Source organism: Kribbella sp. CA-293567, assembly GCF_027627575.1.
Classification (GTDB): domain Bacteria; phylum Actinomycetota; class Actinomycetes; order Propionibacteriales; family Kribbellaceae; genus Kribbella.
This window is the reverse complement of record NZ_CP114065.1, coordinates 4,715,428-4,741,856: the sequence shown is the minus strand read 5'-3', so window position 1 is coordinate 4,741,856 and position 26,429 is coordinate 4,715,428. Positions and strand designations below refer to the sequence as shown.

Annotated in this window: 21 protein-coding genes and 1 pseudogene; 19 read left to right on the top strand and 3 right to left on the bottom strand. The window is 69.7% G+C overall.

What is annotated here, in order from left to right; translation table 11 throughout:
• Window positions 1-45: 45 nt before the first annotated feature.
• The 3 genes from OX958_RS21680 to OX958_RS21670 are packed head-to-tail and all read right to left on the bottom strand — an operon-like array spanning window position 46 to window position 4,652.
• Window positions 46-2,412, bottom strand: a complete 2,367-nt coding sequence (locus tag OX958_RS21680; RefSeq protein ID WP_270130955.1) for a transglutaminase family protein — start codon at window positions 2,410-2,412, stop codon at window positions 46-48.
• A complete protein-coding gene (locus OX958_RS21675) occupies window positions 2,409-3,695 on the bottom strand; it encodes a DUF58 domain-containing protein (protein ID WP_270130954.1) in 1,287 nt (428 codons plus the stop codon). The genes OX958_RS21680 and OX958_RS21675 overlap by 4 nt, the downstream gene beginning before the upstream one ends.
• A gap of 3 nt (window positions 3,696-3,698) precedes the next feature.
• Window positions 3,699-4,652: an AAA family ATPase gene (locus tag OX958_RS21670; protein WP_270139117.1), complete on the bottom strand. Its 954-nt coding sequence runs from the start codon at window positions 4,650-4,652 to the stop codon at window positions 3,699-3,701.
• A gap of 304 nt (window positions 4,653-4,956) precedes the next feature.
• Here OX958_RS21670 and mraZ point away from each other — a divergent pair, with 304 nt between their 5' ends.
• The 19 genes and pseudogenes from mraZ (at window position 4,957) to OX958_RS21575 (ending at window position 26,402) form a co-directional block, all read left to right on the top strand.
• Window positions 4,957-5,388, top strand: coding sequence for a division/cell wall cluster transcriptional repressor MraZ (gene mraZ / locus OX958_RS21665; protein ID WP_164602800.1), 432 nt, complete (start codon window positions 4,957-4,959; stop codon window positions 5,386-5,388).
• A 287-nt stretch (window positions 5,389-5,675) separates the two neighbouring features.
• Window positions 5,676-6,659 (top strand): 16S rRNA (cytosine(1402)-N(4))-methyltransferase RsmH, encoded by a 984-nt coding sequence (rsmH, locus tag OX958_RS21660; protein ID WP_270130952.1) that lies wholly within the window; start codon window positions 5,676-5,678, stop codon window positions 6,657-6,659.
• On the top strand, window positions 6,659-7,240 hold the full coding sequence (locus tag OX958_RS21655; RefSeq protein ID WP_270130950.1) for a hypothetical protein: 582 nt from the start codon (window positions 6,659-6,661) through the stop codon (window positions 7,238-7,240). The genes rsmH and OX958_RS21655 overlap by 1 nt, the downstream gene beginning before the upstream one ends.
• 685 nt (window positions 7,241-7,925) lie before the next feature.
• Window positions 7,926-9,860, top strand: coding sequence for a peptidoglycan D,D-transpeptidase FtsI family protein (locus OX958_RS21650; protein WP_270130949.1), 1,935 nt, complete (start codon window positions 7,926-7,928; stop codon window positions 9,858-9,860).
• A 39-nt stretch (window positions 9,861-9,899) separates the two neighbouring features.
• Window positions 9,900-10,916: a hypothetical protein gene (locus tag OX958_RS21645; RefSeq protein ID WP_270130948.1), complete on the top strand. Its 1,017-nt coding sequence runs from the start codon at window positions 9,900-9,902 to the stop codon at window positions 10,914-10,916.
• Window positions 10,917-10,986: 70 nt separating this feature from the next.
• Window positions 10,987-12,525, top strand: coding sequence for a UDP-N-acetylmuramoyl-L-alanyl-D-glutamate--2,6-diaminopimelate ligase (locus OX958_RS21640; RefSeq protein WP_270130946.1), 1,539 nt, complete (start codon window positions 10,987-10,989; stop codon window positions 12,523-12,525).
• Complete coding sequence (locus OX958_RS21635; RefSeq protein WP_270130944.1) at window positions 12,522-13,916, top strand: UDP-N-acetylmuramoyl-tripeptide--D-alanyl-D-alanine ligase; 1,395 nt, start codon at window positions 12,522-12,524, stop codon at window positions 13,914-13,916. The genes OX958_RS21640 and OX958_RS21635 overlap by 4 nt, the downstream gene beginning before the upstream one ends.
• Entirely contained in the window at window positions 13,913-14,989 is a 1,077-nt protein-coding gene (gene mraY, locus OX958_RS21630; protein ID WP_270130942.1) for a phospho-N-acetylmuramoyl-pentapeptide-transferase, read from the top strand. Before OX958_RS21635 ends, mraY begins: the two co-directional genes overlap by 4 nt.
• Window positions 14,986-16,425: a UDP-N-acetylmuramoyl-L-alanine--D-glutamate ligase gene (murD, locus tag OX958_RS21625; RefSeq protein ID WP_270130940.1), complete on the top strand. Its 1,440-nt coding sequence runs from the start codon at window positions 14,986-14,988 to the stop codon at window positions 16,423-16,425. Before mraY ends, murD begins: the two co-directional genes overlap by 4 nt.
• A 15-nt stretch (window positions 16,426-16,440) precedes the next feature.
• Complete coding sequence (ftsW, locus tag OX958_RS21620) at window positions 16,441-17,760, top strand: putative lipid II flippase FtsW (protein WP_270130939.1); 1,320 nt, start codon at window positions 16,441-16,443, stop codon at window positions 17,758-17,760.
• 5 nt (window positions 17,761-17,765) lie between these two features.
• Complete coding sequence (gene murG, locus OX958_RS21615) at window positions 17,766-18,854, top strand: undecaprenyldiphospho-muramoylpentapeptide beta-N-acetylglucosaminyltransferase (RefSeq protein WP_270130938.1); 1,089 nt, start codon at window positions 17,766-17,768, stop codon at window positions 18,852-18,854.
• A complete protein-coding gene (gene murC, locus OX958_RS21610) occupies window positions 18,851-20,290 on the top strand; it encodes a UDP-N-acetylmuramate--L-alanine ligase (protein ID WP_270130936.1) in 1,440 nt (479 codons plus the stop codon). The genes murG and murC overlap by 4 nt, the downstream gene beginning before the upstream one ends.
• 28 nt (window positions 20,291-20,318) lie before the next feature.
• Window positions 20,319-21,059, top strand: coding sequence for a cell division protein FtsQ/DivIB (locus OX958_RS21605; protein WP_270130934.1), 741 nt, complete (start codon window positions 20,319-20,321; stop codon window positions 21,057-21,059).
• 259 nt (window positions 21,060-21,318) lie between these two features.
• A pseudogene (ftsZ, locus tag OX958_RS21600) lies at window positions 21,319-22,314 on the top strand (cell division protein FtsZ); the annotation flags it as partial.
• A gap of 781 nt (window positions 22,315-23,095) precedes the next feature.
• Entirely contained in the window at window positions 23,096-23,827 is a 732-nt protein-coding gene (gene pgeF, locus OX958_RS21595) for a peptidoglycan editing factor PgeF (protein ID WP_270130933.1), read from the top strand.
• A complete protein-coding gene (locus OX958_RS21590) occupies window positions 23,824-24,540 on the top strand; it encodes a YggS family pyridoxal phosphate-dependent enzyme (RefSeq protein ID WP_270130931.1) in 717 nt (238 codons plus the stop codon). Before pgeF ends, OX958_RS21590 begins: the two co-directional genes overlap by 4 nt.
• A gap of 37 nt (window positions 24,541-24,577) precedes the next feature.
• A complete protein-coding gene (locus OX958_RS21585; RefSeq protein ID WP_270130929.1) occupies window positions 24,578-25,099 on the top strand; it encodes a cell division protein SepF in 522 nt (173 codons plus the stop codon).
• A gap of 38 nt (window positions 25,100-25,137) precedes the next feature.
• Window positions 25,138-25,443, top strand: coding sequence for a YggT family protein (locus tag OX958_RS21580; RefSeq protein ID WP_270130927.1), 306 nt, complete (start codon window positions 25,138-25,140; stop codon window positions 25,441-25,443).
• Between the two features lie 188 nt (window positions 25,444-25,631).
• A complete protein-coding gene (locus tag OX958_RS21575) occupies window positions 25,632-26,402 on the top strand; it encodes a DivIVA domain-containing protein (protein ID WP_270130925.1) in 771 nt (256 codons plus the stop codon).
• Window positions 26,403-26,429 lie beyond the last annotated feature (27 nt).

Genomic DNA, 26,429 nt, shown 5'->3' with positions numbered 1-26,429 from the left:
GACGGGTAGGCAGCCGATGACTGCTGAGCTGGCTGAGCCGACTGACTAGCCGGCCTGCCGCCTGGCCCGGCGGGGAAGCACCGCCGAGCGGATCCGGGCCAGCAGGAGGTCGAACTCGTCCAGCAGGTCGGACGCTTCGGAGCTGCCCCGGTTGAGGTACCAGCGCCAGGATGGAGGCAGCAGCCGAGCTCGCCAGCGGCGGGCCAGGCTGATGTCTCGCCACAGCGCCTTGCGAACTGCTTCGGCTTCCGTCCGGAGGTCGGGGAAGGTGCTGTCCTGCCCGGCGTACCGCATGGCTTCGACGCCGCGGGCCAGGCGCAGGGCCTGGGGCTTCGTCTCTTCCGGGAGCCGGGCGACCAGCCAGTCGCCGAGTTGCCGTGGGGTGGAGATCTCCGACCACTCCAGGCCGAGGTCGCGAGAGGTGTCACGGACCTCCGCCCACAGTCCTTCGATGCCGAGCCGGCTCGGCACCCGGCTGAAGCGCTTGCGCCGGGTGAGCGTGCGGATCAGCCACGGCACGCCGAGCAGCAGGATCACGGCGAGCACCAGACCGATGATCTTGGCGCCACCGTTGGTGAACCAGTTGCCACCACTGATCGGCGTCAGGCCCTGGTCGCCCGGCAGGTTGCGCGGGTTCTCCGGCCTGTCGATGCCCGGGTCGAAGGTCTGACCCGGCGTGGTCGGCGCGGTGCTCGGCGCCGTCGTCGGGCTGGTGGTGACGGCGCTGCCCGGCTGGGTCCAGTCCGGCGTGGTGCTGATCCGGGCCGAGGGCGTCGGCTCGAACGGCACCCAGCCGATACCGCCGAAGTACAGCTCCGGCCAGGCGTGCATGTCGTGCATCTTGACCAGGTGCTTGTTGTCGTTGTCGGCCGGCCGTGGCATGAAGCCGACCGCGACCCGCGACGGGATGCCCAGCGTGCGGGCCAGCAGCGCCATTCCGGTCGCGAACTGCTCGCAGTACCCGGTCTTGTTCTCCAGCAGGAAGGCGGACAGCGCCCTCATGCCGCTCTGGCTGTCGGTGTCGGTGCTGTAGGTGAACTCGCCGGACCGGAACCAGTTCTGCAGCTCGACCGCCTGCTGGTAGTGGTTACCGCCCGCCCTGGACGTGACGTCCTTGGCCAGCTGGATCAGCTCGGGGTTGGTGTCCCTGGGGTAGTCGCTGGTGACTTGGTCGGGTTCGCCCAGGGTGACACTGTCGATCAGGTCCTGCGGACTCGGCTTCAGCTCGTACCACGAGAGGTTGTAGTCCTGGCCGCCGACGACCTGGCCGTTGGTGGACTGCACGTCCAGTGCCGACGGGTCGAACTTCCAGTTCTTCTTCAGCGAGATCTGGCGCAGCGGGTACGGCACCGGGGCGAAGACCGAACGGAAGCTCCGGCTCACGTCGATCTTCAGCTTGGTCTGCGGCACCTTGCTGAGATCGCCGTTGTAGCCGGACGGCGGGCTCAGCGGGCTGTTGCCGATCTTCTGGCCCTCACCGCGCTGCGACATCCGCCAGGCCTTGCCGTCGAAGGCATCCAGGACGGTGAGCCGTAGGTAGGTCCCGCCGGCCGGGCCGCCCGTGTAGGTCAGCGCGTCCACGTTGTCGCCGCGCTTGAGGTTCTTGCCCATGTCCAGCATCGGGTCGTTGGCGGCGATGATCGCGCCGGCGCCCGAGCCACTGCCGCCTCCGGCCAGACCGTTGCCGATCACGCCCTCCGGCAGCGCGGGGATCAACGCCGGCACCAACGCGGCCAGCGCGACCACGCTCAGGCCGATCCGCCGGCCGGCCTGTCCCAACGCGGAGGCCTCGATCGGCTCGGCCGCGTCCAGGTGGGACACCCCGGAGATCCGGCGGCCCCAGCGGCTGAGCCGGGTGCGGCCCTCTGCCGACAGGAGCACGATGTACCCGACGGCGGGCGGGATGAACAGCAGGGCAGGCAGTCCGCCGTGCACAGTCGCGGCGGGCACGGTGTACATCGTCAGGAGCAACAGTCCGGCCCAGGCCGCCTGCCGGATCTGCACGGCGACCAGGTGGATCAGCAGGCCGGCAGCACCGATCACTGCCGAGGCGAACAGCAGCAGGTGCCGCTCGGCCGGCAGGGGAGCGCTGTACCGGTTGATGGAGTCCATCGCGTCGACCATCTGCTGGTTGAACGCGAGCGCGGTGTCCCGCCACGGCAGGATGCCCCACTGCATCGTGTCGCGGAGGAAGAACAGTGAGACCAGCTCGACCAGGACGAGCAGCTGCACCACCGGTACGACGACGCGCGGCGCCCGCAGGTTCTGCAGCAGGATCCCGGCACCGGTGATCGCCCCGCAGAGGAAGGCGCTGATGAAGAGGAAGGGGCCGGAGAACACCGGCGTGAGCACCAGGGCGCCCAGTACGGTCGCTGCCCAGGCGGCGAGGGAGATCCTGACGTGGCCGGTCATGCGATCCTTCCGCTGCGTAGTCCGAGGGTGGACCACACGGTCGGGAGATGGTCTCCGCGCTGCACTCTGGCGACCCGCCAGCCGTTGCGGCGCAGTTCGTTCTCGGTGGCATCTGTGGCGGCGCTGAGGCGGGCAGCCTTCTCGGTGCCTTCCGCGCCCACCGACCAGCTTGCCGCATCGAGCAAGAGCGCGACCCCGCTCGCCTGGCTGGTCCGCCAGCGATTGAGCGAGGTGATGTCCTCGGCGTTGCAGGCGCCGACGATCGCGACCACCAGACTCGGCTCCTGGATGTGCCGGTCGACGGTCAGCAACGGACCGATCTCGGCGTACTTGTGCTCTTCCACCGTCGCGCACTCGGTCAGCAGTTGCTGGGTGTTGAGCGGCTGGTGGATCGCGGTGGAGCTGCGATGACTGATCGCCGACAGCGTGGTCGGCCCGCCGAGCAGAGTGGTGACGTAGCCGCGCCGGATCCGGTCGATCCCGACCGACGCCGCCGCGCTCACCGCCCACTCCAGACTCGAGGACGGCCCGTGACCGTGGTGCGAGATGGTCCGGGCGTCCAGGAAGAGCGCGCACCGGCTCTGCCAGGGCTGCTCCTCCCGGCGGACCATCATGGTTCCGCGCCGCGCGGTCGAACGCCAGTGCACCCGGCGCAGGTCGTCGCCGTCGCGGTACTCGCGGACGGTGGCGTCCTCCTCACCCGCCGCGGCGATGGCGCGCGGCCGGTTCTCCCCGGAGCCCGCGCGATCGGCGCCGAGCCGCACCTCGGGGAGCTGATAGACGCGCGGCGTCACCAGCAGGTGCTGGCTGCGCGTGAACGTCCGGCTCGTCTCGACCAGGCCGAACGGGTCCGCGACGGTCAGCATCAGCGGACCGACCTGGAACAGCCCCCGGACATCGGACTTCACCGGATAGGTGACGGTGCGTTTCCAGTTCGGGCTGACCCGGTCGACCACGAACCGCGGCCGGTGGCCCAATACATAAGGTATGCGGTCTTCCAGCAGAAGCAGTCCGGCCGGCATCCGGCCCTGGTTGGTCAGCGTCAACTCGACGGTCGACTGGGTACCCACCGGGACCTGATCCGGAGCCAGGCTGCGCCGGACCTGCAGGCGCAACCGGGTCCGGCCGACGACGAGTGCTGCCACCAGCGGCAGGGCGACCAGCAGGATGCCGACCCGCAGCAGGTCCTTCTGGCCGAGCAGCAACGCGCACAGAGAAGCAGTGATACCGGCTGCGACGAACGCCCGCCCGCGGGTGGTCAGTCCGCGCAGTGCCTGCCGCATGTCTCAGTCCCGACGAGTGCGGGGCAGCGGCACCGAAGCCACGAGCCCGGAGATGATGTCGGCCGCACCGCGTCCACCGAGGTGAGCTTCGGCGGCCGGGAGCACCCGGTGAGCCAGTACGGGCACGGCCAGCTCCTGCAGGTCGTCCGGCAGGACGAACTCACGTGAGTCGAGCGCGGCGGCAGCCCGGGCGGCCCGGACCAGGTGCAGGGTGGCGCGCGGGCTCGCGCCCAGACGCAGTTCCTGGGAACGCCTGGTCGCCCCGACCAGCGCGACGGCGTACTCCTTCACCGACTCCGACACGTGCACCGAGTGCACGGTCTTCACCAGCCGGAGGATCTGCTGCCCGTCGGTCACCGGCTGCAGGTTCAGCAGCGGCTCGGCGGCGGCGTGCCCGTCGAGCATCCGCAGTTCGGCGGCCGGCTCGGGGTAACCCATCGACAGCCGCGCCATGAAGCGGTCGCGCTGTGCCTCGGGCAGGGGATAGGTCCCCTCCATCTCGATCGGGTTCTGCGTCGCGATCACCATGAACGGCGCCTCGAGCTGGTACGTCGTGGTGTCGACGGTGACCTGGCGCTCCTCCATCGACTCCAGCAGCGCGGCCTGGGTCTTCGGCGAGGCCCGGTTGATCTCGTCACCGACGACGATGTTGGCGAACACCGCGCCGGGCTTGAACTCGAAGTCGCGGACCTCCTGGTTGAAGACCGACACGCCGGTGATGTCCGACGGCAACAGGTCCGGTGTGAACTGGATCCGGCGGACCGAACAGTCGATCGACTTGGCCAGTGCCTTGGCCAGCATCGTCTTGCCGACGCCCGGTACGTCCTCGATCAGCAGATGTCCCTCGGCGAGTAGCACGGTGACGGCTACTTCGACGACATCGGGTTTGCCCTCGATCACAGTCTCGATGGCTCGGCGGACCCGTCCCGCCACCTCCGTCAGCTCGTCGAAATCCATGGCCGAGCTGGTCGCGGTGGTGCTCACCCTAGGTCCTCCCCATTGGTTGATGGCCGACTCATTCTGACCCGGTGCGAGGGTCGGGCCTAGATCTCCGTGCGTTTCGTTACCAGTCGTTTCGGCGTCCATCGAATCTGCCCTCACCCGTTGTCGCGCTTTCGTGACCTCCAGCGTACGGGGGAGCGAAACGGGGCGAATTTGGTTGACGGTGGGGCAAAGTGGAGTAAGGTGGAGCGCAGTGGTACTGAAATGGTGGACAACAAGCTCGACCTGAGACGGAGAGTCCGCAACGGGGAGGTGGAGCGTGTTCCTTGGAACGCACTTCCCCAAGCTCGACGACAAGGGCCGACTGTTCCTGCCGGCGAAGTTCCGCGACGAACTGGCGGAGGGTCTGGTGATCACACGTGGACAGGAGCGGTCGCTGTCGGTGTGGCCCGAGGCCGAGTTCGTGCAGTTGACCGAGCAGTTGAAGCAGGCTCCGATCACCAACAAGGGTGCCCGGGACTACCTGCGGATGCTGTTCGCCGGTGCCTCCAACGAGGTGCCGGACAAGCAGGGCCGGGTCACCATCCCGCCGATGCTGCGCGATTACGCAGGGCTTGATCGCGACTGTGTCGTCATCGGGGCGATGAACAGGGTGGAGATCTGGAACACGGAGAACTGGAACACGTACTCCGCGGCGCAGGAGCAGGCATTCGCCGACCTGTCCGAGGAGGTACTGCCCGGCATCTTCTGAGTTGTCCCGAGGTGGCACCGGTCGTCCGGTGAGATCACGGGTCCGACTTCCGACCTGGGTGTTGGCGCCACTTCCCCGGCGCCAAGGCGACAGGTACTTCCCCGGAAGGCGTACCCGCGATCTGACCGGACGAAAGTGGCTCTTCTCCCCGACGGAGGAGCGCCACGGTCAGCCGTCCCGGCAGATCCACTCCACCCGACGCCACCGCCCCGGCACACACAGCAGGACAGCAGTTCACAGAGAACCCGCGGGGGCAGGGTCGCTCCCGCGGCTATGGAAGGGTCGAGATGGACGACGGTGCAGAGCGTGGAGCGGAGGGACGTCATGTCCCGGTGATGCTCGATCGCGTCGTCGCGCTGCTCGCGCCGGCCCTCCAGCACCCCGGTGCCGTCCTCGTCGACGCCACCCTGGGACTCGGTGGACACTCCGAAGCCTTCCTGCAGCGGTTCCCCGGGATCCGCCTGGTCGGGCTCGACCGGGACCCCGAAGCGCTGCGGCTGACCGGCGAGCGGCTGGCACCGTACGCCGACCGCGCCACCCTGGTGCACGCCGTGTACGACGAACTGCCGCAGGTGCTGCACGACCTGGGCATCCCGGCGATCGACGGCATCCTGTTCGACCTGGGCGTCTCCTCGATGCAGCTGGACGAGACCGGCCGTGGCTTCGCCTACTCGCAGGACGCGCCGCTGGACATGCGGATGGACAGCACCGCGCCGACGACGGCCGCCGACATCCTGAACACCTACAGCTCGGCCGACCTGGCCCGGATCCTGTTCCAGTACGGCGAGGAGAAGTTCTCCCGCCGGATCGCGGACCGGATCGTCAAGGCCCGCGAGACCGAGCCGTTCAGCACCAGCGCCCGGCTGTCGGAGCTGGTGCGGGACGCGATCCCGCAGGCGGCCCGCCGGACCGGGGGACACCCGGCCAAGCGGACCTTCCAGGCGCTGCGGATCGAGGTGAACGGCGAGCTCGAGGTACTGCGCCGCGCCCTGCCCGCCGCGGTCGGATCGCTCGCGCGGCACGGCCGGATCGTGGTGATGAGCTACCAGTCGCTCGAGGACCGGATCGCCAAGCAGACGCTGGCGGCCGGCGCCAGGAGCGACGTACCGGACGACCTGCCGGTGATCCCGGCGGGGCACGAACCATTTCTCAAGCTGCTGACCCGCGGCGCCGAGAAGCCGACCGACGAAGAGGTCGCACAGAACCCACGGGCCGCCTCGGCCCGGGTGCGTGCGGCCGAGCGCGTACGCGAGAAGGGGTTGGTGGCCTGATGAGCACTGTGTTCAGCCCGTCGAAGGCACGGGTCACTCCCGCGCAGCCGGTGAAGAAAGCCGAACCGAAGCTCCGGGTCGTCTACGGAGCGCCGTTCCGCCCGCCGCGGATGCCGTTCGTCATCTTCGTGGTGTCGCTGCTCGCGGCCGGCCTGGTGGGCCTGTTGCTGCTCAACACGGAGCTGCAGCGCGGCACGTTCCAGGTGACCAGCCTCAGCTCGCAGGCCGACCAGCTGCGCGACCAGCAGGAGCTGCTGGAGCGGCAGGTCCGCACGCTGGAGTCGCCGCAGAACCTGGCGGACCGGGCCGTACGGATGGGCATGGTGCCGAACCCGAACCCGGTGTTCCTGCGGCTGTCCGACGGCCAGGTGCTCGGCCAGCCGGCCGAGGGCAAGGCGGGCACCGCGGCGACGATGTTCGGACCGGCACTGCCCGGTGCGACGCCCGTCGTACCGAAGCCGCCCGTCGCCACCAAGAAGCCGCCGGTGACGGCCAACAAGCCACCGGCCACTACGAACAAGCCGCCGGTGACCACCAAGAAGCCGCCGGTGACTGGGGCCAACACGACGACCGGGGGATGATCGGATGACGGAGCGACGGGGCAGCGAACCGCCACGCAAGCGTGGCGGCGACTCCGGCCGGGACGCCCCGCGCCGAACCAACCCGCCGCGCCGTCCGTCCGCTACGGACAGCACTCGCTCCGGTACTCCGCGCTCCGACGGCGACCCTCCCCGCAAGCGGCCCGCCGCTGAGAGCCGGCGAGCGGGACCGGGCGCCGATGGCCGCCGGGCAGCGCCCGGCGAGCAGCGTAAAACGGCTGGTGGACCGCGCAAGGCAACGGGAGAGCCTCGCAAGTCCGCAAGCCGTTCCGGGGAACCACGCAAGGCCACCGGCCGCAGTGGTGAGCCCCGCAAGACAGTCGGCCGTGATGGCGAGCCGGGCAAGCCCGTCAGGCGTAGCGGTGAGCCTCGCAAGGCTGTCAGCCGCACTAGTGATCCGGGCAAGCCCGCCGGCCGTAGTGGTGAGCCCCGCGAGGCCACTAGTCGCAGTGGTGCGCCGCGGAAGGCCGCTGGCCGCAGTGACGGCGCCCGCAAGGCTCCCGCTCGCAGTGGTGAGCCGCGGAAGGCCGCGAGCCGTAGTGGTGAAACACGCAAGGCGATCGGCGGCGCAGCTCGCAAAGCGGGGCTGCGGCGGCCGGCTGTTGCTGACCCGCGCGGGAGCGACGCGCCCCGGCGTACGGCGAAGAAGGCGGCTGCCGCCCGGCCGGTGAAGGCTGCCAGTGAGGCCCCACGCCGTAGTGGCGAGCCGCCGCGCAAGCGGCCTGCCGGCAGCGCGCCCCGCAAGCGGCCGCCGCAGAATCGGCGCCCTCCTCGCAAGCCGAGGGAGAAGAAGCCGCCGAAGACGCTGAAGCTCGGTCGTCCGGCGCTGCGGCTGAAACTGACCTTCGGGGTGATGGCCTTCGTGCTGTCGCTGTTCGCCGGCCGGCTGATCCTGCTGCAGGGCGTCGACCCGGACTCCTACGCGCTCGCCGCGACCAAGGAGAACAGCAGGCCGTTCGTGCTGCACGCGAGTCGCGGCGCGATCCTGGACCGCAACGGCGTACCGCTGTCGGTGTCGGAGGAGGCGCTGCTGATCACCGCCGACCCGACCCAGACCGCCCCGGTCGCGGCCCAGCTGGCCACCGTGCTGGCCACGCACATCCCGACCACGCCGTACGCGAAGTTCTACGCCGACCTGACCCTGAAGAAGCGCTACGTGAAACTGGCCCACCAGGTCAGCCCACAGGCCTGGAACGCCATCGAGGCCGAGATCAAGCTGAAGAACAAGGCGATCTCGGCGGCGAACAAGGGCAAGCCCAAGGACGCCCAGGCGCCGCGGCTGATCGGCCTGTTCACCGAGTCCGACCCGATCCGCAACCACCCGCTCGGCACCGTCGCCGCCAACGTGGTCGGCGTGATCGGCAAGGAGGGCAAGGGCCTGGCCGGGCTGGAGTACGCGCTGAACGACAAGCTGTCCGGTACGGACGGCAAGGCGATGTACGAGGTCGATGCCAAGGGCAACAAGATCCCGAACGCGGACCACACCGTCGAGGAGCCCAAGCCCGGGCTCGGCGTGCAGCTCACGCTGGACTCCGACCTGCAGTGGTTCGCCGAGCGGCGGATCGAGAAGGCGGTCAAGGAGTGGGAGGCCGAGTCCGGCTCGGTGGTCACTGTGGACGTCGAGACCAACGAGATCCTGGCGATGGCCAACTACCCGACCTACGACCCGAACAAGCCGCTGCCCAAGGGCGCGCTGGAGAACGGTCTGCTGAAGAACAACGCGCTGGAGGCGTCCTACGAGCCGGGCAGCGTGCAGAAGGTGGTCACGATGGCGGCGCTGGCCGACGCCGGGCTGATCTCGCTGGACACCAAGCTCAAGGTGCCCGGCAGCATCGAGGTCGACCGCCGGACCATCAAGGACGCCACCCCGCACGGGACGCTCCAGCTGACGATGGCCGGCGTGATCGCCAAGTCGTCCAACGTCGGCACCATCATGGCCGCGCAGCAGATGCGGATCCCGCAGTTCGTGAAGTACCTGCACGACTTCGGGTTCAGCGCGCCGACCGGCCTGAACTTCCCCGGGGAGACCCGGGGCCGGATGCCGGCCGGTGACGAGTGGCCCGAGCTGAGCCGCTCGAACGTCGCCTTCGGCCAGGGCATCGCCGTCAACGCCGTCCAGATGACCGCAGCGGTCAACGCGGTCGCCAACGGCGGCATCTACCTGCCGCCCAAGCTGGTCAAGAACTACATCGACGGCAACGGCAACAAGGTGCCCAGCGAGACCGCGCCGCCCCGCCGGGTGGTCAGCGAGAACGCCGCGAAGCAGGTCTCCACGATGATGGAGGCGGTCACCTCCGAGGGCGGTACGGCCCTGCAGGCGGCGATCCCGGGGTACCGGATCGCCGGCAAGACCGGGACCGCGCAGGAGGTCGACCCGGTCTGCAAGTGCTACGGCAAGCGCTGGGCGACCTCCTTCGCCGGCTTCGCTCCCGCGGAGAACCCGCGCTTCGTGACCTACGTCGTCCTGCAGGACCCGAAGAACGGGCGGGGTGGCGGTATGCAGGGCGGTCCGGTGTTCCGGGACGTGATGAGCTACGCGCTGCAGAAGTACGTCGTACCGCCGGCCGGCGGCAAGGCGCCCGTCGTCCCGATCAAGTGGTGACGGCCGGACCGTCGGCCGGGCTGCGATAGCGTGGGGCAAATGCGTTACTTTGCCCAGTTCCGGGCGGGACTGGCCGAACTGGTGCTCGATTCGCTGCGCCGCGATCTGACCAAGGTCACCGTGGTCAGCTCCGACGACAGCAGCCTGCTGTTCGACACCGGCAGCAGTCCGTCGAAGGTCGGGCAGCTCGGCTATCTGAAGAACGCGTTCAGCGTCCTCGGAACGGTGCCGCGGTCCTCGCTGCAGCGGGCGGCCGAGCAGTTCGCCGACCAGATCCTCTCCACCGCGGTGCTCCGTGGCCTCGGCCGGATGTCCGCCTTCCGCACGATGGTCAGCGTCGACGGGAAGCTGGTCGGGCTGCCGCGGCCGGTCAAGGACCGGTTCGAGTCGGCGATCGCCAGGGCGACCGGCGCGCGGGTGAGCCCGCGCGGGGGCGGTGCGGAGTTCTGGCTGATCGGCCGGCGCGACCTCAAGTCGATGTTGCTGTGTCAGCGGCTGACCGCGGGAGTGAAGGCGGGCGCCGCGGGCAGCCTCGGCGCAGACCTGGCCACCTTGCTGGTGAAGGCTTCCGCGCCACGGGCCGACGACGTCTTCCTCGACCCGTTCGCCGGCAGTGGTTCCATCGTCCGGGCCCGGATCGCGCTGCCGTTCGCGCGGGCGATCTACTCCGACCTCGACGTGGGAGAGCCGAATCTGCAGGTTCCGCCGGAGATCCGCCGCGACAAGCGGGTGAAGGTGCTGGCCGAGGACGCGCTGGTGCTGCCCTCCGTCCCGACCGGCTCGGTGAGCTCGATCGTCACCGACCCACCCTGGGGCGAGTACGACGAACTGGACACCGACTTCGCCACCTTCGCCGAACGCATGCTGGCCGGCTTCGACCGCGTGCTCGATCCACGCCGCGGCCGCGTCGTACTGCTGCTGTCGCGACGGGCGGCCGCGGTGACGGCCGGCCTGTGGCCCGGCGCGAACCTGCGGCTGACGCGATCCCACGACCTGCTGGTGAACGGCCACCCGGCCAGCGCCCAGATCGGCGGCCGCCCCGAGAGAGCGGGGTGACCGGCTCGTGTGCGCGGTAGCGGTCGAGCCGATGCGGTCAGACGCGCCCGAACAGGTAACCTCTGGGCCCGTGACCTTCCCAACTCCTGCGGGTGGTGCCGTTGCGGCGATCCGCCCTCAGCGAACCTCCCCGGTGGCTCTCGCCGACGTCGCCCGGACGGCCGGTGCCCCCCTGACAGACCTTCCCGGTACGACGGTGACGGGGATCTCGCTCGACTCCCGGTCGATCCACCCCGGTGACCTGTACGCCGCCCTGCCGGGCGCGCTGACCCACGGTGCTGCTTTCGCCGCGAACGCGCAGACGGCCGGCGCCGTCGCGGTACTGACCGACGCGGCAGGCGAGGAGCGGGCCCGCGCCACCGGCCTGCCGGTGCTCGTGGTCGACAAGCCGCGCGACGTGCTGGGCGCCGTCGCCAGCCGCATCTACGGCGAACCGACCAACGGCCTGCGCCTGCTGGGAATCACCGGCACCAACGGCAAGACGACGACGAGCTTCCTGCTGGACGCCGTCCTGCGTGAGCTCGGCCAGGCAGCACTGATCGGCACCATCGAGACCCGGATCGGCACCGAGGCGGTCAAGAGCGCCCGGACCACCCCGGAGGCGACCGACCTGCAGGCGTTGTTCGCGGTGATGCGCGAGCAGGGCGTCGACTGGTGCGCGATGGAGGTTTCCAGCCACGCGCTGGCGATGGGCCGGGTGGACGGCGCGCGGTTCGCGGTGGCCGGCTTCACCAACCTGACCCAGGACCACCTGGACTTCCACAAGACCTTCGAGGAGTACTTCGCCGCGAAGGCGTCGCTGTTCACCCCTGAGCGCTGCGACCTGGCCGTGGTGAACATCGACGACGAGTACGGCCGTCGTCTCGCCGCGCAGACCGTCGTACCGCTGGTCACCGTCTCGACCACCCGCGACGCCGACTGGACCGTCGGTGGGACGCACCAGTCGGAGCACGGCACCACGGTGATCGACATCCTGGGACCGGACGAGACCCTGACCGTCGAGATCGGGTTGCCCGGCGACTTCAACGTCGCCAACGCGCTGCTGGCGACCGTGATGCTGCGGCAGATCGGCGTACCGGCCGAGGCGATCGCGGCCGGCCTGCAGCACGCCGCGGTCCCCGGCCGGATGGAGACCTTCACCCGGGCCGACGGCCTGAGCGTGATCGTGGACTACGCGCACACGCCCGACGCGGTCGAGCTGGCCCTGCGCGCCGCGCGGACCGCCACGAAAGGCCGCCTGTACGCCGTCGTCGGCTGCGGCGGCGACCGCGATCCGGGCAAGCGGCCCGCGATGGGCGCCGCGGCGGCCCGGGCTGCCGACGTCGTGATCGTCACCGACGACAACCCGCGCAGCGAGGACCCGGCGGCGATCCGCGCCGCGGCGGTCGAGGGCGCGCGCGCCGCAGTACCGGCTGTTGATCTGCAGGAGGTCGGCGACCGTCGTCAGGCGATCGCCACCGCGATCGAGCTGGCCGGACCCGGCGACACCGTGGTGGTGCTGGGCAAGGGCCATGAGACCGGCCAGGACGTCGGCGGTGTGATCCACCCGTTCGACGACCGGCAGACCGTCCGCGAACTGATCGCGGCGACCCGAGAGGCAACCCTTTGATCCCCGTCAGTTGTGCTCAGCTCGCCGAAGCCGTCGGTGGTGAGCTGGCCGGTGCGGATCCGGCCGCGCTGGTCGAGGCCGGCGTCGAGATCGACTCCCGCAAGGTCGCCGCGGGCGGGCTGTTCGTCGCCTTCGCCGGTGAGAACGTGGACGGGCACGAGTACGTCCCGGCGGTGACCGCGGCCGGTGCGACGGTCTCGATCACCACCCGGCCGATCGACGGCTGCCCGTGCATCGTGGTCCCCGACGTCCAGGTCGCGATCGGTGAGCTGGCCCGGTACGTCGTCTCGCGGCTGCCGGACCTGACCGTGATCGGGCTGACCGGATCGCAGGGCAAGACCAGTACGAAGGACCTGATCGCCCAGCTGCTGGCGCCGTACGGGCCGACGGTCGCGCCGGTCGGCTCGTTCAACAACGAGATCGGTCACCCGCTGACGGCCCTGAAGGCCGATCTGACCACCCGCTTCCTGGTCGCCGAGATGGGCGCCCGGCACGTCGGCGACATCACCTACCTGTGCCGGATCACCCCGCCGAAGATCGGGCTGGTACTGAACGTCGGCCACTCGCACATCGGCGAGTTCGGCAGCCAGGACGCGATCGCCGTCGCCAAGGGCGAGCTGATCGAGGCCGTCCTGCCGGGCGGCACCGCCGTCCTGAACGCCGGGGACCAGCGGGTCGCCGCGATGGCGAGCCGGACCGAGCAGACCGTGGTCACCTGGGGCGAGACCTCCGACGTGGACGTCCGGGCGACCGGCGTCGAGCTCGACTCCCTCGGGCGGCCGGGCTTCACCCTGCACCTGGACGGCGAGGAGCACGTCGTACAGCTCCAGCTGGTCGGGGAGCACCAGGTGTCGAACGCGCTCGCCGCCGCGGCCGCCGTCCAGGCCGCCGGACTCACGCCGGCGCAGATCGCCGACGGCCTCAACACCGCGACGGCCGTCTCCAAGTGGCGGATGGAGGTGACCGAGCGCGCCGACGGCGTGACGGTCATCAACGACGCCTACAACGCCAACCCCGACTCGGTCCGGGCCGCCCTGAAGGCGCTGGTCGCGATCGGCCGCACCCGCGGTGCCCGGACCTGGGCGGTGCTGGGGGAGATGCGGGAGCTCGGCGACACCAGCACGGAGGAGCACGACGGGGTCGGGCGGCTGGTGGTCCGGCTGGACGTGCACCGGCTGATCGCGGTCGGCGAACCGGCCCGGCCGATCCACCTCGGCGCCTCGCTGGAAGGATCGTGGGGCAACGAGTCGGCGTACGTCGACGACATCGACGGAGCGCTGGAGCTGCTCCGCAAGGAACTGCGGCCCGGTGACGTGGTGCTGGTCAAGGCATCCCGCGCGGCCGGTCTGGAAAGACTGGCAGCGGCGCTGCTCGAGGAGGCTTCGCAGTGATCTCGATCCTGCTCGCGGGCGCCGTGTCGATGGCGCTCACGCTGCTCGGCACCCGGCTGGCGATCAACCTGCTGTCCAAGCGGGGCTACGGCCAGGAGATCCGCGACGACGGCCCGACCTCGCACCACACCAAGCGCGGTACGCCGACGATGGGCGGCACCGTCTTCATCATCGCCACCATCGTCGGGTACTTCGTGGCGAAGTTGTTCACCGGCAAGGCGCCGAGCCTGTCGGCGCTGCTGGTGCTGTTCCTGTTCGCCGGGATGGGCGCGGTCGGCTTCCTGGACGACTTCATCAAGATCTTCCGGCAGCGCAGTCTCGGCCTGCGCAGCAAGGCCAAGCTGGCCGGGCAGACGGTCGTCGCGGTCGCCTTCGCGATCCTGGCGCTGCAGTTCCCCGACGTCCGCGGCCAGACCCCGGCCTCACCGTTCATCTCCTTCATCCGGGACATCTCCTGGCTGCAGCTGGCGCCGGTGCTGGTGGTGATCTGGATCCTGCTGCTGATCGCGGGGATGTCGAACGGCGTCAACCTCGCCGACGGCCTGGACGGTCTGGCCACCGGCGCGTCGATGATGGTCTTCGGCGCCTACACGCTGATCTGCATCTGGCAGTCCAACCAGAGCTGCCTGACCGCGCCGGGGATCAAGTGTTACGAGGTCCGCGACCCGCTCGACCTGGCGGTGGTCGCGGCCGCGCTGACCGGTGCGCTGTTCGGCTTCCTGTGGTGGAACGCCTCGCCGGCCAAGATCTTCATGGGCGACACCGGCTCGCTGTCGCTCGGCGGCGCGGTGGCCGGCTTCGCGGTGATGACCCGGACCGAGCTGCTGGTACTGCTGCTCGGCGGCCTGTTCGTGATCATCACCGCCTCGGTCATCCTGCAGGTCGGCTGGTTCAAGATCACCAAGCGGACCGGCGGCGTCGGCAAGCGGATGTTCCGGATGGCGCCGCTGCAGCACCACTTCGAGATGCTCGGCTGGGAACAGGTGAACGTGGTGATCCGGTTCTGGATCATCTCCGGCCTCTGCGTCGCCACCGGGCTCGGCTTGTTCTACGCGGAATGGGTGGCACAGTGAGCCTCACGACACGGACCGACGACGGCTGGGCGACGACGCGGTTCGTCGTCCTGGGCTTCGGTACGGCTGGGTACGCCTGCGCCGACTCGCTGATCCAGGCCGGTGCCGACCACGTCACCGTGCTCGACGACCGCGACAGCGAGGCGCTGCGCGACAAGGCGCAGATCCTCGAGACGCTGGGCGCCACCATCAGGCTCGGCGCGGGCAGTACCGCGGAGTTGCCGGCCGAGGTCGAGGTGGTCGTCACGTCGCCGGGTATTCCGCCGCACGCGCCGCTGCTCGCGGCCGCCGTCGAGCGTGGCATCCCGGTCTGGAGTGAGATCGAGCTGGCCTGGCGGCTGCGCGATCCCGCCACGGCGGCGCCCTGGTTGTGCGTCACCGGTACCAACGGCAAGACCACCACGGTGCAGATGCTGACCTCGATCCTGACCGCTGCCGGGCACCGCGCGGTGGCGGCCGGCAACGTCGGCCTGCCGTTGCTGGAGGCCGTGATGGACCCCGAGCCGTACGACGTGATCGCGGTCGAGCTGTCCAGCTACCAACTGCACTTCACCGACTCGATGTCGGCGCACTCGGCCGCGGTCCTGAACCTCGCGCCCGACCACGTCGACTGGCACGGCTCGATGGACGCCTACGCCCTGGCGAAGGGCAAGATCTTCGAGAACTGCCAGATCGCCTGCGTCTACAACGTCGCCGACCCGGCCACCGAGCAACTGGTGGCCGACGCCGACGTGATCGAGGGCTGCCGGGCGATCGGCTTCACCCTCGGGATGCCGGCCATCTCGATGGTCGGGCTGGTCGACGAGCTGATCGTCGATCGCGCGTTCGTCGAGCAGCGGGCCGACTCCGCGCTGGAGATCGCGACGATCGCCGACGTCACGCCGCCGGCTCCGCACAACGTGGCCAACGCGCTCGCCGCCGCGGCGCTGGCCCGGGCGTTCGGCGTACCGGCGAGGGCGGTCCGGGACGGTCTGCGGGTCTTCCGGCCGGACGCGCACCGGATCGCGACCGTCGGTGAGGTCGCCGGAGTCAACTATGTCGACGACTCCAAGGCCACCAACCCGCACGCCGCCCAGGCCTCGCTGCTGGCCTACGAGCACGTCGTCTGGATCGCCGGCGGCCAGGCCAAGGGAGCGACCTTCGACGAGCTGGTCGAGGCGGCCAGGGACCGGCTGCGCGGTGTCGTGCTGCTCGGCCAGGACCGAGCCGTGATCGCCGAAGCACTTGCCCGACACGCGCCGGATGTCCCGGTGATCGTCGTGGAGGCAACGGACACTGGTGCCATGAAGACCGTGGTGGGGGAGGCGACGAAGCTGGCCCAGGTGGGGGACACCGTGCTGCTCGCGCCCGGCTGCGCTTCCTGGGACATGTTCGCCAACTATGGAGCCCGCGGAGACGCCTTCGCCGAAGCCGTACTGCGGCTGGGCGACAGCTGATCCGGAGGTGATCGCATGACGACGATCACGGATCAGCCCGCCGGGCAGCCTCAGGGCAAGCCCGGCAAGTCCAGCGGCGGCGCCAAGGCACCGGCTCCGGCCGAACGGCCGTGGCTGGCCGCGATCCGGGACGTCCTGGACCGGCCGCTGACGTCGTACCATCTGCTGCTCGGCGCGACCGGCCTGCTGCTCGTACTCGGGCTGCTGATGGTGCTGTCGGCGTCCAGCGTGCTGTCGCTGCGGGCGAACGGCAACAGCTTCACGATCTTCTACCGCCAGCTGATCTGGGTCGCGGTCGGTCTGCCGATGGCGTACGTCGCCTCCCGGATGACCCCGCGGCACTTCCGGATGCTGGCCTACATCGCGCTGCTGGGATCGGTCTTCCTGCTCGTCCTCACCTACGTGCCGGGACTCGGCGTCGGCGTGAAGGGCAACACGAACTGGCTGAAGCTCGGCGGCCCGCTGCAGATCCAGCCGAGCGAGTTCGCCAAGCTCGCGCTGGTGATGTGGTGCGCGGATCTCTACGCCCGCAAGCAGAAACTGCTGACCCAGTGGAAGCACCTGCTGATCCCGATGGTGCCGGTCTGCGGCCTGGTGATCGCGCTCGTCGTCGGGCAGCGCGACCTCGGGACGGCGCTGGTGCTGATGTCGGTGATGATCGGGATGATCTGGGTGGTCGGCGCGCCGACCCGGCTGTTCGCCGCCACGATCGTCACGGTCGGCGCGATCGCGGCGTACTTCGTCAGCACCGCGCAGCACCGGATGGACCGGCTGCTGAACTTCACCAACCCGCTGGCCGACCCCGACGGCGTCGGCTGGCAGGCCTATCACTCGTTCTACGCGCTCTCCACGGGTGGCTGGTGGGGCGTCGGGATCGGCAACAGCCGGCAGAAGTGGGGCAACCTGCCCGAGGCGCACACCGACTTCATCTTCTCGGTGATCGGTGAGGAGCTCGGCCTGATCGGGTCGCTCACCGTGCTGGCGCTGTTCCTGATGCTGGCCTACGTCGGGGTCCGGATCGCGACCCGCAACACCGACCCGTTCGTCCGCTACGCGTCGGCCGGAATCACCGTCTGGCTGATGGCCCAGACGATGGTCAACCTCGGTGCCGTGATCGGACTGCTACCCATCGTGGGTATCCCGCTCCCGCTTTTGTCGTACGGTGGGTCCGCACTGCTGCCGACGCTGATCGCGATCGGCATGCTGCTGTCCTTCGCGAAGGCCGAACCCGGCGCGCAGGCCGCCCTCAAGGAACTGCGGCGGCCCCGGTTCGGGTGGATGTCTTCGTGGCGCACACCTGGCCGTAGTGGCCGTGAGAACACGCGGGAGCGTTGAAAGCTGTGCCGAGCATCGTCCTGGCCGGTGGTGGTACCGCCGGCCATACTTCCCCCCTGATCGCTACCGCCGACGCCTTACGCCGGATCGACCCGACGATCGAGATCGTCGCCCTCGGAACGGAGCGCGGCCTCGAGGTCCGCGTCGTTCCGGAGGCCGGGTACCGGCTCGAACTGATCCCGCCGGTGCCGTTGCCGCGCAAGCCCACGCCGGCGCTGTTCGCCGTACCGGGCAAGATGCTCGGCTCGGTGAACGCCGCCCGCAAGGTGCTCGACGAGGTCAAGGCCGACGTCCTGGTCGGCTTCGGCGGCTACGTGTCGACCCCGGCGTACGTCGCCGCCTGGCGGCGCAAGACGCCGATCGTCGTGCACGAGGGCAACGCCGTACCGGGGATCGCGAACAAGTTCGCGGCCCGCTACTGCACCGAGCACGTGATCACCTCCTTCCCCGGCACCGAACTGCCGCACGGCCAGTACGTCGGGCTGCCGATCCGGCAGGCGATCTCGACCCTCGACCGGGCCGCGCTGCGGGCGGAGGCCCGCGAGTTCTTCGGGCTCGACCCGAACGCGCCGACGGTGTTCGTCACCGGTGGCTCGCAGGGCGCCCAGCAACTGAACGACGCGTTCGCCGGTGCCGCGGCGGACCTGCTCGCGGCCGGGGTCCAGGTGATCCACGCGATCGGCTCGAAGAACACCCTCGACGTCGCGCAGAGCGGGCCCTACCCGTACCGGGTGCTCAACTACATCGACCGGATGGACTACGCGTACGCCGCCGCCGACCTGGTCGTCTGCCGTTCGGGCGCGAACGCGGTCACCGAGGCGTCCGGAGTGGGCCTGCCTGCCGTCTACGTTCCGTTGCCGCACGGCAACGGTGAGCAGCGCCAGAACGCCAAGGCCGTCGTCGAGGCGGGCGGCGGTCTGCTGGTCGACAACGCCGAGGTGACTCCGGACTGGGTGCGCGCGACCGTGCCCCAACTTCTGCACGACCGTGAGCGTCTGACTGCCATGTCGATCGCGGCGCAAGGCCTGATCAAGCTCGACGCCGACGACCGGTTGGCGCGGATCGTCCTCGATGTGGTGAGGTCTTCCTCGTGATCGTCACCTCACCTGACAGCCATCTCCCCGCCGAGAAGCTCGGCCGGGTGCACTTCGTCGGTATCGGCGGCGCCGGGATGTCCGGTATCGCCCGGATCATGGCGGCCCGCGGGATCGAGGTCTCCGGTTCGGACGGCAAGGACGGCAAGGTGCTCGCCGCGCTGCGGGCCCTCGGCGCGACCTGCTGGGTCGGCCACGCCGCCGAGCACGTCGCCGAGGCCGACACCGTGGTGGTCTCCACCGCGATCCGGGAGAACAACCCCGAGGTCGTCGCCGCCCGGGCGGCCGGCATCCCGATCCTGCCGCGGGCCGCCGCGCTGGCCTCCGTCATGGTCGGCCGCCGCGGGATCGCCGTGGCCGGCACGCACGGCAAGACGACCACCACCTCGATGCTGACCGTCGCGCTGCAGCACTGCGGCGCCGATCCGTCGTACGCGATCGGTGGCAACCTGAACGAGTCCGGCTCGAACGCGCACGACGGCTCCGGTGAGCTGTTCGTCGCGGAGGCCGACGAGTCCGACAAGTCCTTCCTGACCTACAGCCCCGAGGTGTCGATCGTCACCTCGGTCGAGCCCGACCACCTGGACAACTACGGCGACGAGGCCAGCTACCGGCTCGCCTTCGAGCAGTTCTGCGACCGGGTCGTTCCGGGCGGCTTCATGGTCGTCTGTCACGACGACGCGGGCGCCCGCAAGCTGGTCGAGTTCGCGCGTGGACGCGGCATCGACGTCCGGACGTACGGCGAGTCGCCGGACGCCGACACCCAGGTCACCGAGATCGTCGCCGACGGCGCGAACCAGTCGTTCGTACCGGTCTTCCGTGGCCGCAAGCTGCCGATGGTGAAGCTGCAGCAGGCCGGCAAGCACAACGCGCTGAACGCGTCGGCGGCACTCACCGTGGGGCTCGGGCTGGGCTTCTCCGCGTCCGACCTGGCCGAAGGACTCGGGTCCTTCACCGGGACCGGCCGGCGGTTCGAGTTCAAGGGGCAGCAGGACGGCGTCCGGGTCTTCGACTCGTACGCGCACCACCCGACCGAGATCACCGTCGACCTGACCGCGGCCCGCACGGTGGCCGGCCAGGGCCGGGTGATCGCCTGTTTCCAGCCGCACCTGTTCAGCCGGACCCGGATCTTCGCGGCCGAGTTCTCCGAAGCGCTCGCGCTGGCCGACGAGGTCGTGGTGATGGACGTGTTCGCGGCCCGCGAGGACCCCGAGCCCGGCGTCACCGGCGCGCTGATCGCCAACCATGTGCCGCTGAAGCCCGACCAGGTCAGGTTCGAGCCGTCCTGGTCCGCCGTACCGCAGGTGCTCGCCGACCTGGCCCGGCCGGGTGACCTGGTGGTCACCGCCGGTGCCGGTGACGTGACGCTGATCGGGCCTGAAGTGCTCGGCCTGCTGGCCGAGCGGTCAGCGTTCGCGGCGGCGGCCGCGGAGTGAACCGGAGCGATCCGGTGGTGAGCGGGGGATGAGCCAGAGCACCGACCTCGCCCGGGCACAGGAGCGGTTCGCGCGCCGGCAGCGGTTGGTGCGCTGGCGCGGCTGGCTGCCCTGGGCGGTCGGCGGCCTGATCGTCCTGCTCGGCGGCTTCATCGCCTGGCTGTTCTACTCCTCGTCCGTGCTCGCGGTCTCCGGTGTACAGGTGGCCGGTGCCGATACGGTGCCTACGGCAACGATCACCCAGGTGGCGGCCGCGCCGCTCGGGACGCCGCTGGCCAAGGTGGACCTGGCCGCGATCGCCGAACGGGTACGGACCATCCAGTCCGTCGCGGACGCCCAGGTGACCAGGGAGTGGCCCGACCAGCTGAGGATCGTGGTGACCGAGCGGGTGCCGGTGGTGCTGGTCACCGACGGCAGCAACTTCGAGCTGGTCGACGCGACCGGAGTGGCCTTCAAGACCGTGCCGGCCAAGCCGGACGATCTGCCCGAGGCACTGGTGGTCGGACCCCGGCGAGACGTCACGATCCGGTCGGTGGTGACGGTTTCGGCAGCACTGCCGGCCAACCTGCGGTCCCAGGTCGAGTCGATCTCGGCGGCCTCGCCGGACTCGATCACCCTCAACCTGGGGTCGAAGGTGAAGGTGGTCTGGGGCAGCGACGATGACAGTGAGCGGAAGGCCGCGGTACTCAGCGTGCTGATGAAACGCGATGCCCAGGTGTACGACGTCTCGGCGCCCGATCTCCCTGTCACCAAAGGGGAAAAGAAGTGATCGTGGCCACAGTGCGCCTCGCCGGGGCACACATCCGCCGACCGGCGGCGAGGCGCGTGGACATTGCCGGATCGACTCCCGTAGCGTTCGAGGGAATCTAGGCTTGACAAATCTCTAACCATCTACTTGAAGTTCAGGCTATTCGGCAACACGGACCGGCGCCGGACAACGGGGATCGGTGTACGGAACGGTCCGAGGCAGCGCAGCTCGGACGGCCAACTGGCCATAACGGGAACAGAACGAGGCGAGAGGCGCGGACGTGGCGGCACCGCAGAACTATTTGGCACTCATCAAGGTCGTCGGTATCGGCGGAGGCGGCGTCAACGCCGTCAACCGGATGATCGAGCACGGTCTGAAGGGCGTTGAGTTCATCGCCATCAACACCGACGCGCAGGCGTTGCTGATGAGCGACGCGGACGTCAAGCTCGACATCGGCCGGGAGGAGACCCGCGGCCTCGGAGCCGGCGCGAACCCGGCGATCGGGCAGAAGGCCGCGGAGGACCACGCGGAGGAGATCGAGGAGGCGCTCAAGGGCGCCGACATGGTCTTCGTCACCGCGGGTGAGGGTGGTGGCACCGGCACCGGTGGCGCGCCCGTCGTGGCCCGGATCGCCCGCTCGCTGGGCGCGCTGACCATCGGTGTGGTGACCCGGCCGTTCTCGTTCGAGGGCAAGCGCCGCGCGACGCAGGCGGAGGACGGCATCGCCGCGCTCCGTGAAGAAGTCGACACCCTGATAGTGATTCCGAATGACCGCCTCCTGACCATCTCCGACCGCGCCGTGTCCGTCCTGGACGCCTTCAAGCAGGCCGACCAGGTGCTGCTGCAGGGTGTCTCGGGCATCACCGACCTGATCACCACCCCCGGCCTGATCAACGTGGACTTCGCCGACGTCAAGGCGGTGATGTCCAACGCGGGCTCGGCCCTGATGGGGATCGGCTCGTCCCGCGGCGAGGACCGCGCGGTGGCGGCGGCCGAGGCGGCCATCTCGTCTCCGTTGCTGGAGGCAAGCATCGAGGGTGCGCACGGCGTCCTGCTCTCGATCGCGGGTGGCTCCGACCTGGGACTGTTCGAGATCAACGAGGCGGCCCAGCTGGTCTCGGAGTCCGCGCACACCGACGCCAACATCATCTTCGGTGCCGTGATCGACGACGCGCTCGGTGACGAGGTCCGGGTGACCGTGATCGCGGCCGGCTTCGACGGCGGGATGCCGAAGCGGCGCGAGCAGGCGATGAACCAGGCACGCCCGCAGAACAAGCTGCCCGCGGCCGGCGGCGACGTCGCGACCCAGGGCATCCCGCGGGCGAATCAGGCGGAGGCTCACAGCCAGGCACAGCAGCCGGCCAACCAGCCCCCGCCGTACGGCACGGCCCCGGCGAACACCGCGAGCCAGGCGCCCGTGCAGGCGTCTGCTCCGATGCAGCCGGCCGAGCCCGCGCAGCAGCACCAGGCTCCGGTGAGCCACGGCCAGGTCGGCCAGAACCCGGCCGGTCACAACGCTGGTGGTCAGAACCAGGCCGGTCAGAACCCCGGCGGGCAGAGCCAGTCCGGTCAGCCGTCCACCGGTGGATCGCCGAACTATCAGCCGCCGGCCGGCGTACCGGCCGATGACACGGTGCCGGTGCCCCACACGGACCAGAACCGCGGCACCACTCACTCGGCTCGCCCGCAGGCCGGCGAGCCGGTCCGTACCGCTCAGCCGAACGGGCAGCCGGCCAACCAGCCGCCGGTGCCGCACGCGCCGACCCCGACGCCGTCCGCGCCGGCCCAGCACAGCTGGCCGACCACGGGCCCGTCGAACACCCCGGCCTCGCAGCCTGCTCCGCAGCGTCAGCCGCGGAAGCCGGACAACGACGAGGACGACCTGGACATCCCGGACTTCCTGAAGTAGTTCCACCTGACTTGGCGAGCCCTCTTACAGTGGGCTTGAACACCAAACGGCGGCCTCGGACACAGTATTTCCTGTCCAGGGCCGCCGTTTGGTGTTCAAGGTAGCCGCTTCTGCGCGGGCGGCGGGGCCTGGCGGATAGCCTTGCGGTGTGTTCGGTTACGACGAGGTTCTCGACGGTGTCCGCTTCGCCTTCACCGACCGGTTCGGGGGAGCCAGCCGGCCGCCGTACGGCGAACTGAATCTGGGCAGCGCGCAGGGGGACGAGGCGGACGCGATCGCCGAGAACTTCCGCCGGCTGGGCAGTGAGTTCGGCGTCGGTGCCGACGGGGTGGTCCGGGTCAGTCAGGTGCACGGGAACGACGTGCATGTGGTGGCGCCGGGCGACGAGTTGCCGGTGCGGCCGATGCCGCGAGCCGACGCGCTGGTGACCACCCGCACCGACATCGCCTTGTGCGTCCGGGCCGCCGACTGTCTTCCGGTGTTGCTGTCCGACCAGGTCAACGGGGTGATCGGCGCCGCCCACTCCGGACGCAAGGGCCTGTACGTCGGCGTCGTCCCGGCCACGGTCGAGGCGATGCGCGCCCTCGGCGCCGAGCACATCACCGCAGTACTCGGGCCGTATGCCTGTGGCAACTGTTACGAGGTGCCCGACGAGATGCGCGCCGAGGTCGCCGAGCGGGTCCCGGCGTCGTACGCCGAAACGAGCTGGGGCACTCCTTCCATCGACGTGGCCGCCGGGGTCGCCGCTCAGCTCGCCGAGCTGGACTGCACTGTGATCAGGGCCACGGCGTGCACGATCGAGTCGGAGAACCTGTACTCGTACCGGCGGGAAGGTGCCGTCAGCGGACGGCTGGCCGGACTCGTCAGGCTCGCCGCGTGACCGCCACCCGTGAGCAGGAGCTCGGCGACAACCTCGAGGCCGTGCGGGAGCGGATCGAGGCAGCCTGTGTGGCGGCCGGGAGACCCGCGGACGCGGTGACCCTGGTCGGGATCACCAAAACCTTCCCGATCAGCGATGTACGGGCGCTGGTGGCCCTCGGCGTACGGGACCTGGGGGAGAACCGGGAGCAGGAACTCAAGGTCAAGGCTCCCAACTGTCTGGACGCGACCTGGCATTTCGTCGGGCAGTTGCAGTCGAACAAGGCACGTTCGGTGGTTCGCAACGCTTCGGTCCTGCACTCGGTCGACCGGTCCTCCCTGGTCAAGGCGCTCTCGCGTGCCGCCGTCGAGGAGGGCCGGGTACTGCGCTGCCTCCTGCAGGTCAGCCTGGCGGAGTACGGGCCGGCGGGTGCGGCCACCGGCATGAGCCGTGGTGGTGTCCCGCCGGCCGACGTGCCGGAACTGGCTGCCGCAGTTGCTGCCGCGGACGGGCTGGAACTCGGCGGGGTGATGGCCGTCGCGCCACTGGGATCGGACGCCGACGAGGCTTTCGGGGGGCTGGAAACCGTAGCTTCGCGACTACGCTCCGAACATCCGGGCGCCGACTGGATTTCGGCCGGGATGAGCGGCGACCTGGAGGCCGCGATCCGGTACGGGGCGACACACGTTCGGCTCGGGCGCGCATTACTCGGTACGCGTACTCCTCTGGGCTAGTGTCGACATCAAGAATCGACCGAAGGGCTGGAGGGCCATGAGCGGCGCGTTGCGCAAGATGGGTGTGTACCTCGGCTTGGTCGAGGACGGCGAGCGGTACAACGCGCGCTACGACGACGATTATGACGACGGCTACGACGAGTACGAGGACGAGGCCGTCGACGGGGAGTCCGACGAGACCGAGCAGGTGCTGCCGGAACGTCGCGACGAGCAGGTCGGCACGGTCAGCAAGTTCCCAGAACGACGTGGCGTGACAGCTTCAGCCCCGGAGGTTACCGAGTTGGCCCGCATCACCACCGTGCACCCGCGCAGCTACAACGAAGCGCGCGTGATCGGTGAGCACTTCCGTGACGGTACGCCCGTCATCATGAACCTGACCGAGATGGACCACGCGGACGCCAAGCGGCTGGTGGACTTCGCCGCCGGGCTGATCTTCTGCTGCCGCGGCTCGATCGAGCGGATCACCACCAAGGTGTTCCTGGTCTGCCCGCCGAACGTGACGCTGGCCGCGGAGGAGAAGGAAAAGATCGCCGCGGACGGGTTCTACAACCAGAGCTGAGGACTCGGCTTCGGCCGTCTTCTACACTCGTGTCTGACATGGATGCTCTCGTGCTCGTCCTCGGTGTTCTCAGTTGGGTACTGCTCGCCTTCTTCCTGATGCTGGTGGCGCGGTTCGTACTCAGTCTGATCGTCATGTTCGCGCCGCAATGGCACCCGAAAGGGCCGCTGCTGTTGCTGTTCGAGGTGGTCTACTCGGTGACCGATCCGTTCCTGCGGCCACTGCGGCGGATCCTGCCGCCGATCGGCGCGGGCGGTATCCGGATCGACCTGTCGATGCTGATGCTGTTCGTGCTCGTCTCACTGGCGATGTCGATCAACTCGACCGCGATCAGGTCGCTGTGAGATCGGCCGCACGGAGCATGAGGGCCCGGCCATCTGGGTAGGGAACCGACCGGACACCGCAGAGTTCTCAGACACTTATCGCCCGCCCGGATTCCGCCAGAACACAACGAAGCGATAACGTGATCTACTGAGTCGCCGAGGTCAAGGCCACGACGACTCCGCCAAGACACAGACAAACGAGGTGAAAGATGCCGCTGACGCCGGATGACGTCCGCTCGAAGCAGTTCACGCCCGTCCGATTGCGGGAGGGCTACGACGTCACTGAGGTCGACTCCTTCCTCGACGAGGTCGAAGCTGAGCTGGAGCGACTTCTCGCCGAGAACGAGGAGCTGCGGGCCAAGCTTGCCGCGGCCCAGCGCGCCGGCAGTGGGCAGGACCGCCCGGTGGTCGACCAGACCGCCGCCCTGCCGCCTGTCGTGCAGCAGCCCAAGCCGGCCCCAGTGGTCGTCGAAAAGCCCGAAGAAAAGCCACCGCCTGTCGTCGCACCGCCTGTAGCGGCCGCGGGGGCTGCTGCGGCAGCAGGAACTGTCGGCGACGCCTCCAGCTCCGCTGTCCGGCTGCTGGAGATGGCCACCAAGCACTCCGACGACCTGGTCCAGGAGGCGAAGGACACCGCCGACAAGATCATCGGCGAGGCCCGCGCCAAGGCCGAGCGGTTGGAGAACGAGGCTCGCGGCAAGGCCGACCGGATGACCGGTGAGGCCCGCGCCCGCGCCGAGAAGCTCGACGGCGAGATCGCCGAGCGCCGGGCCCAGATGCTCGGCACGCTGGAGAAGCAGAAGGGTCAGCTCGAGCGCACCATCGACGACCTGCACGCTTACGAGCGTGAGTACCGTAGCCGCCTGAAGACGTACTTCACCGAGCAGCTCAAGGCGCTCGGCAACGGCGACGACACGCTCAGCCCGCGCAACGGCTTCCGTCCGGAAGCTCGCGCCCAGGCACACGGTCACGGCGTCTGAGCAGTACCTGGTTCCAAGCTTCGGTTC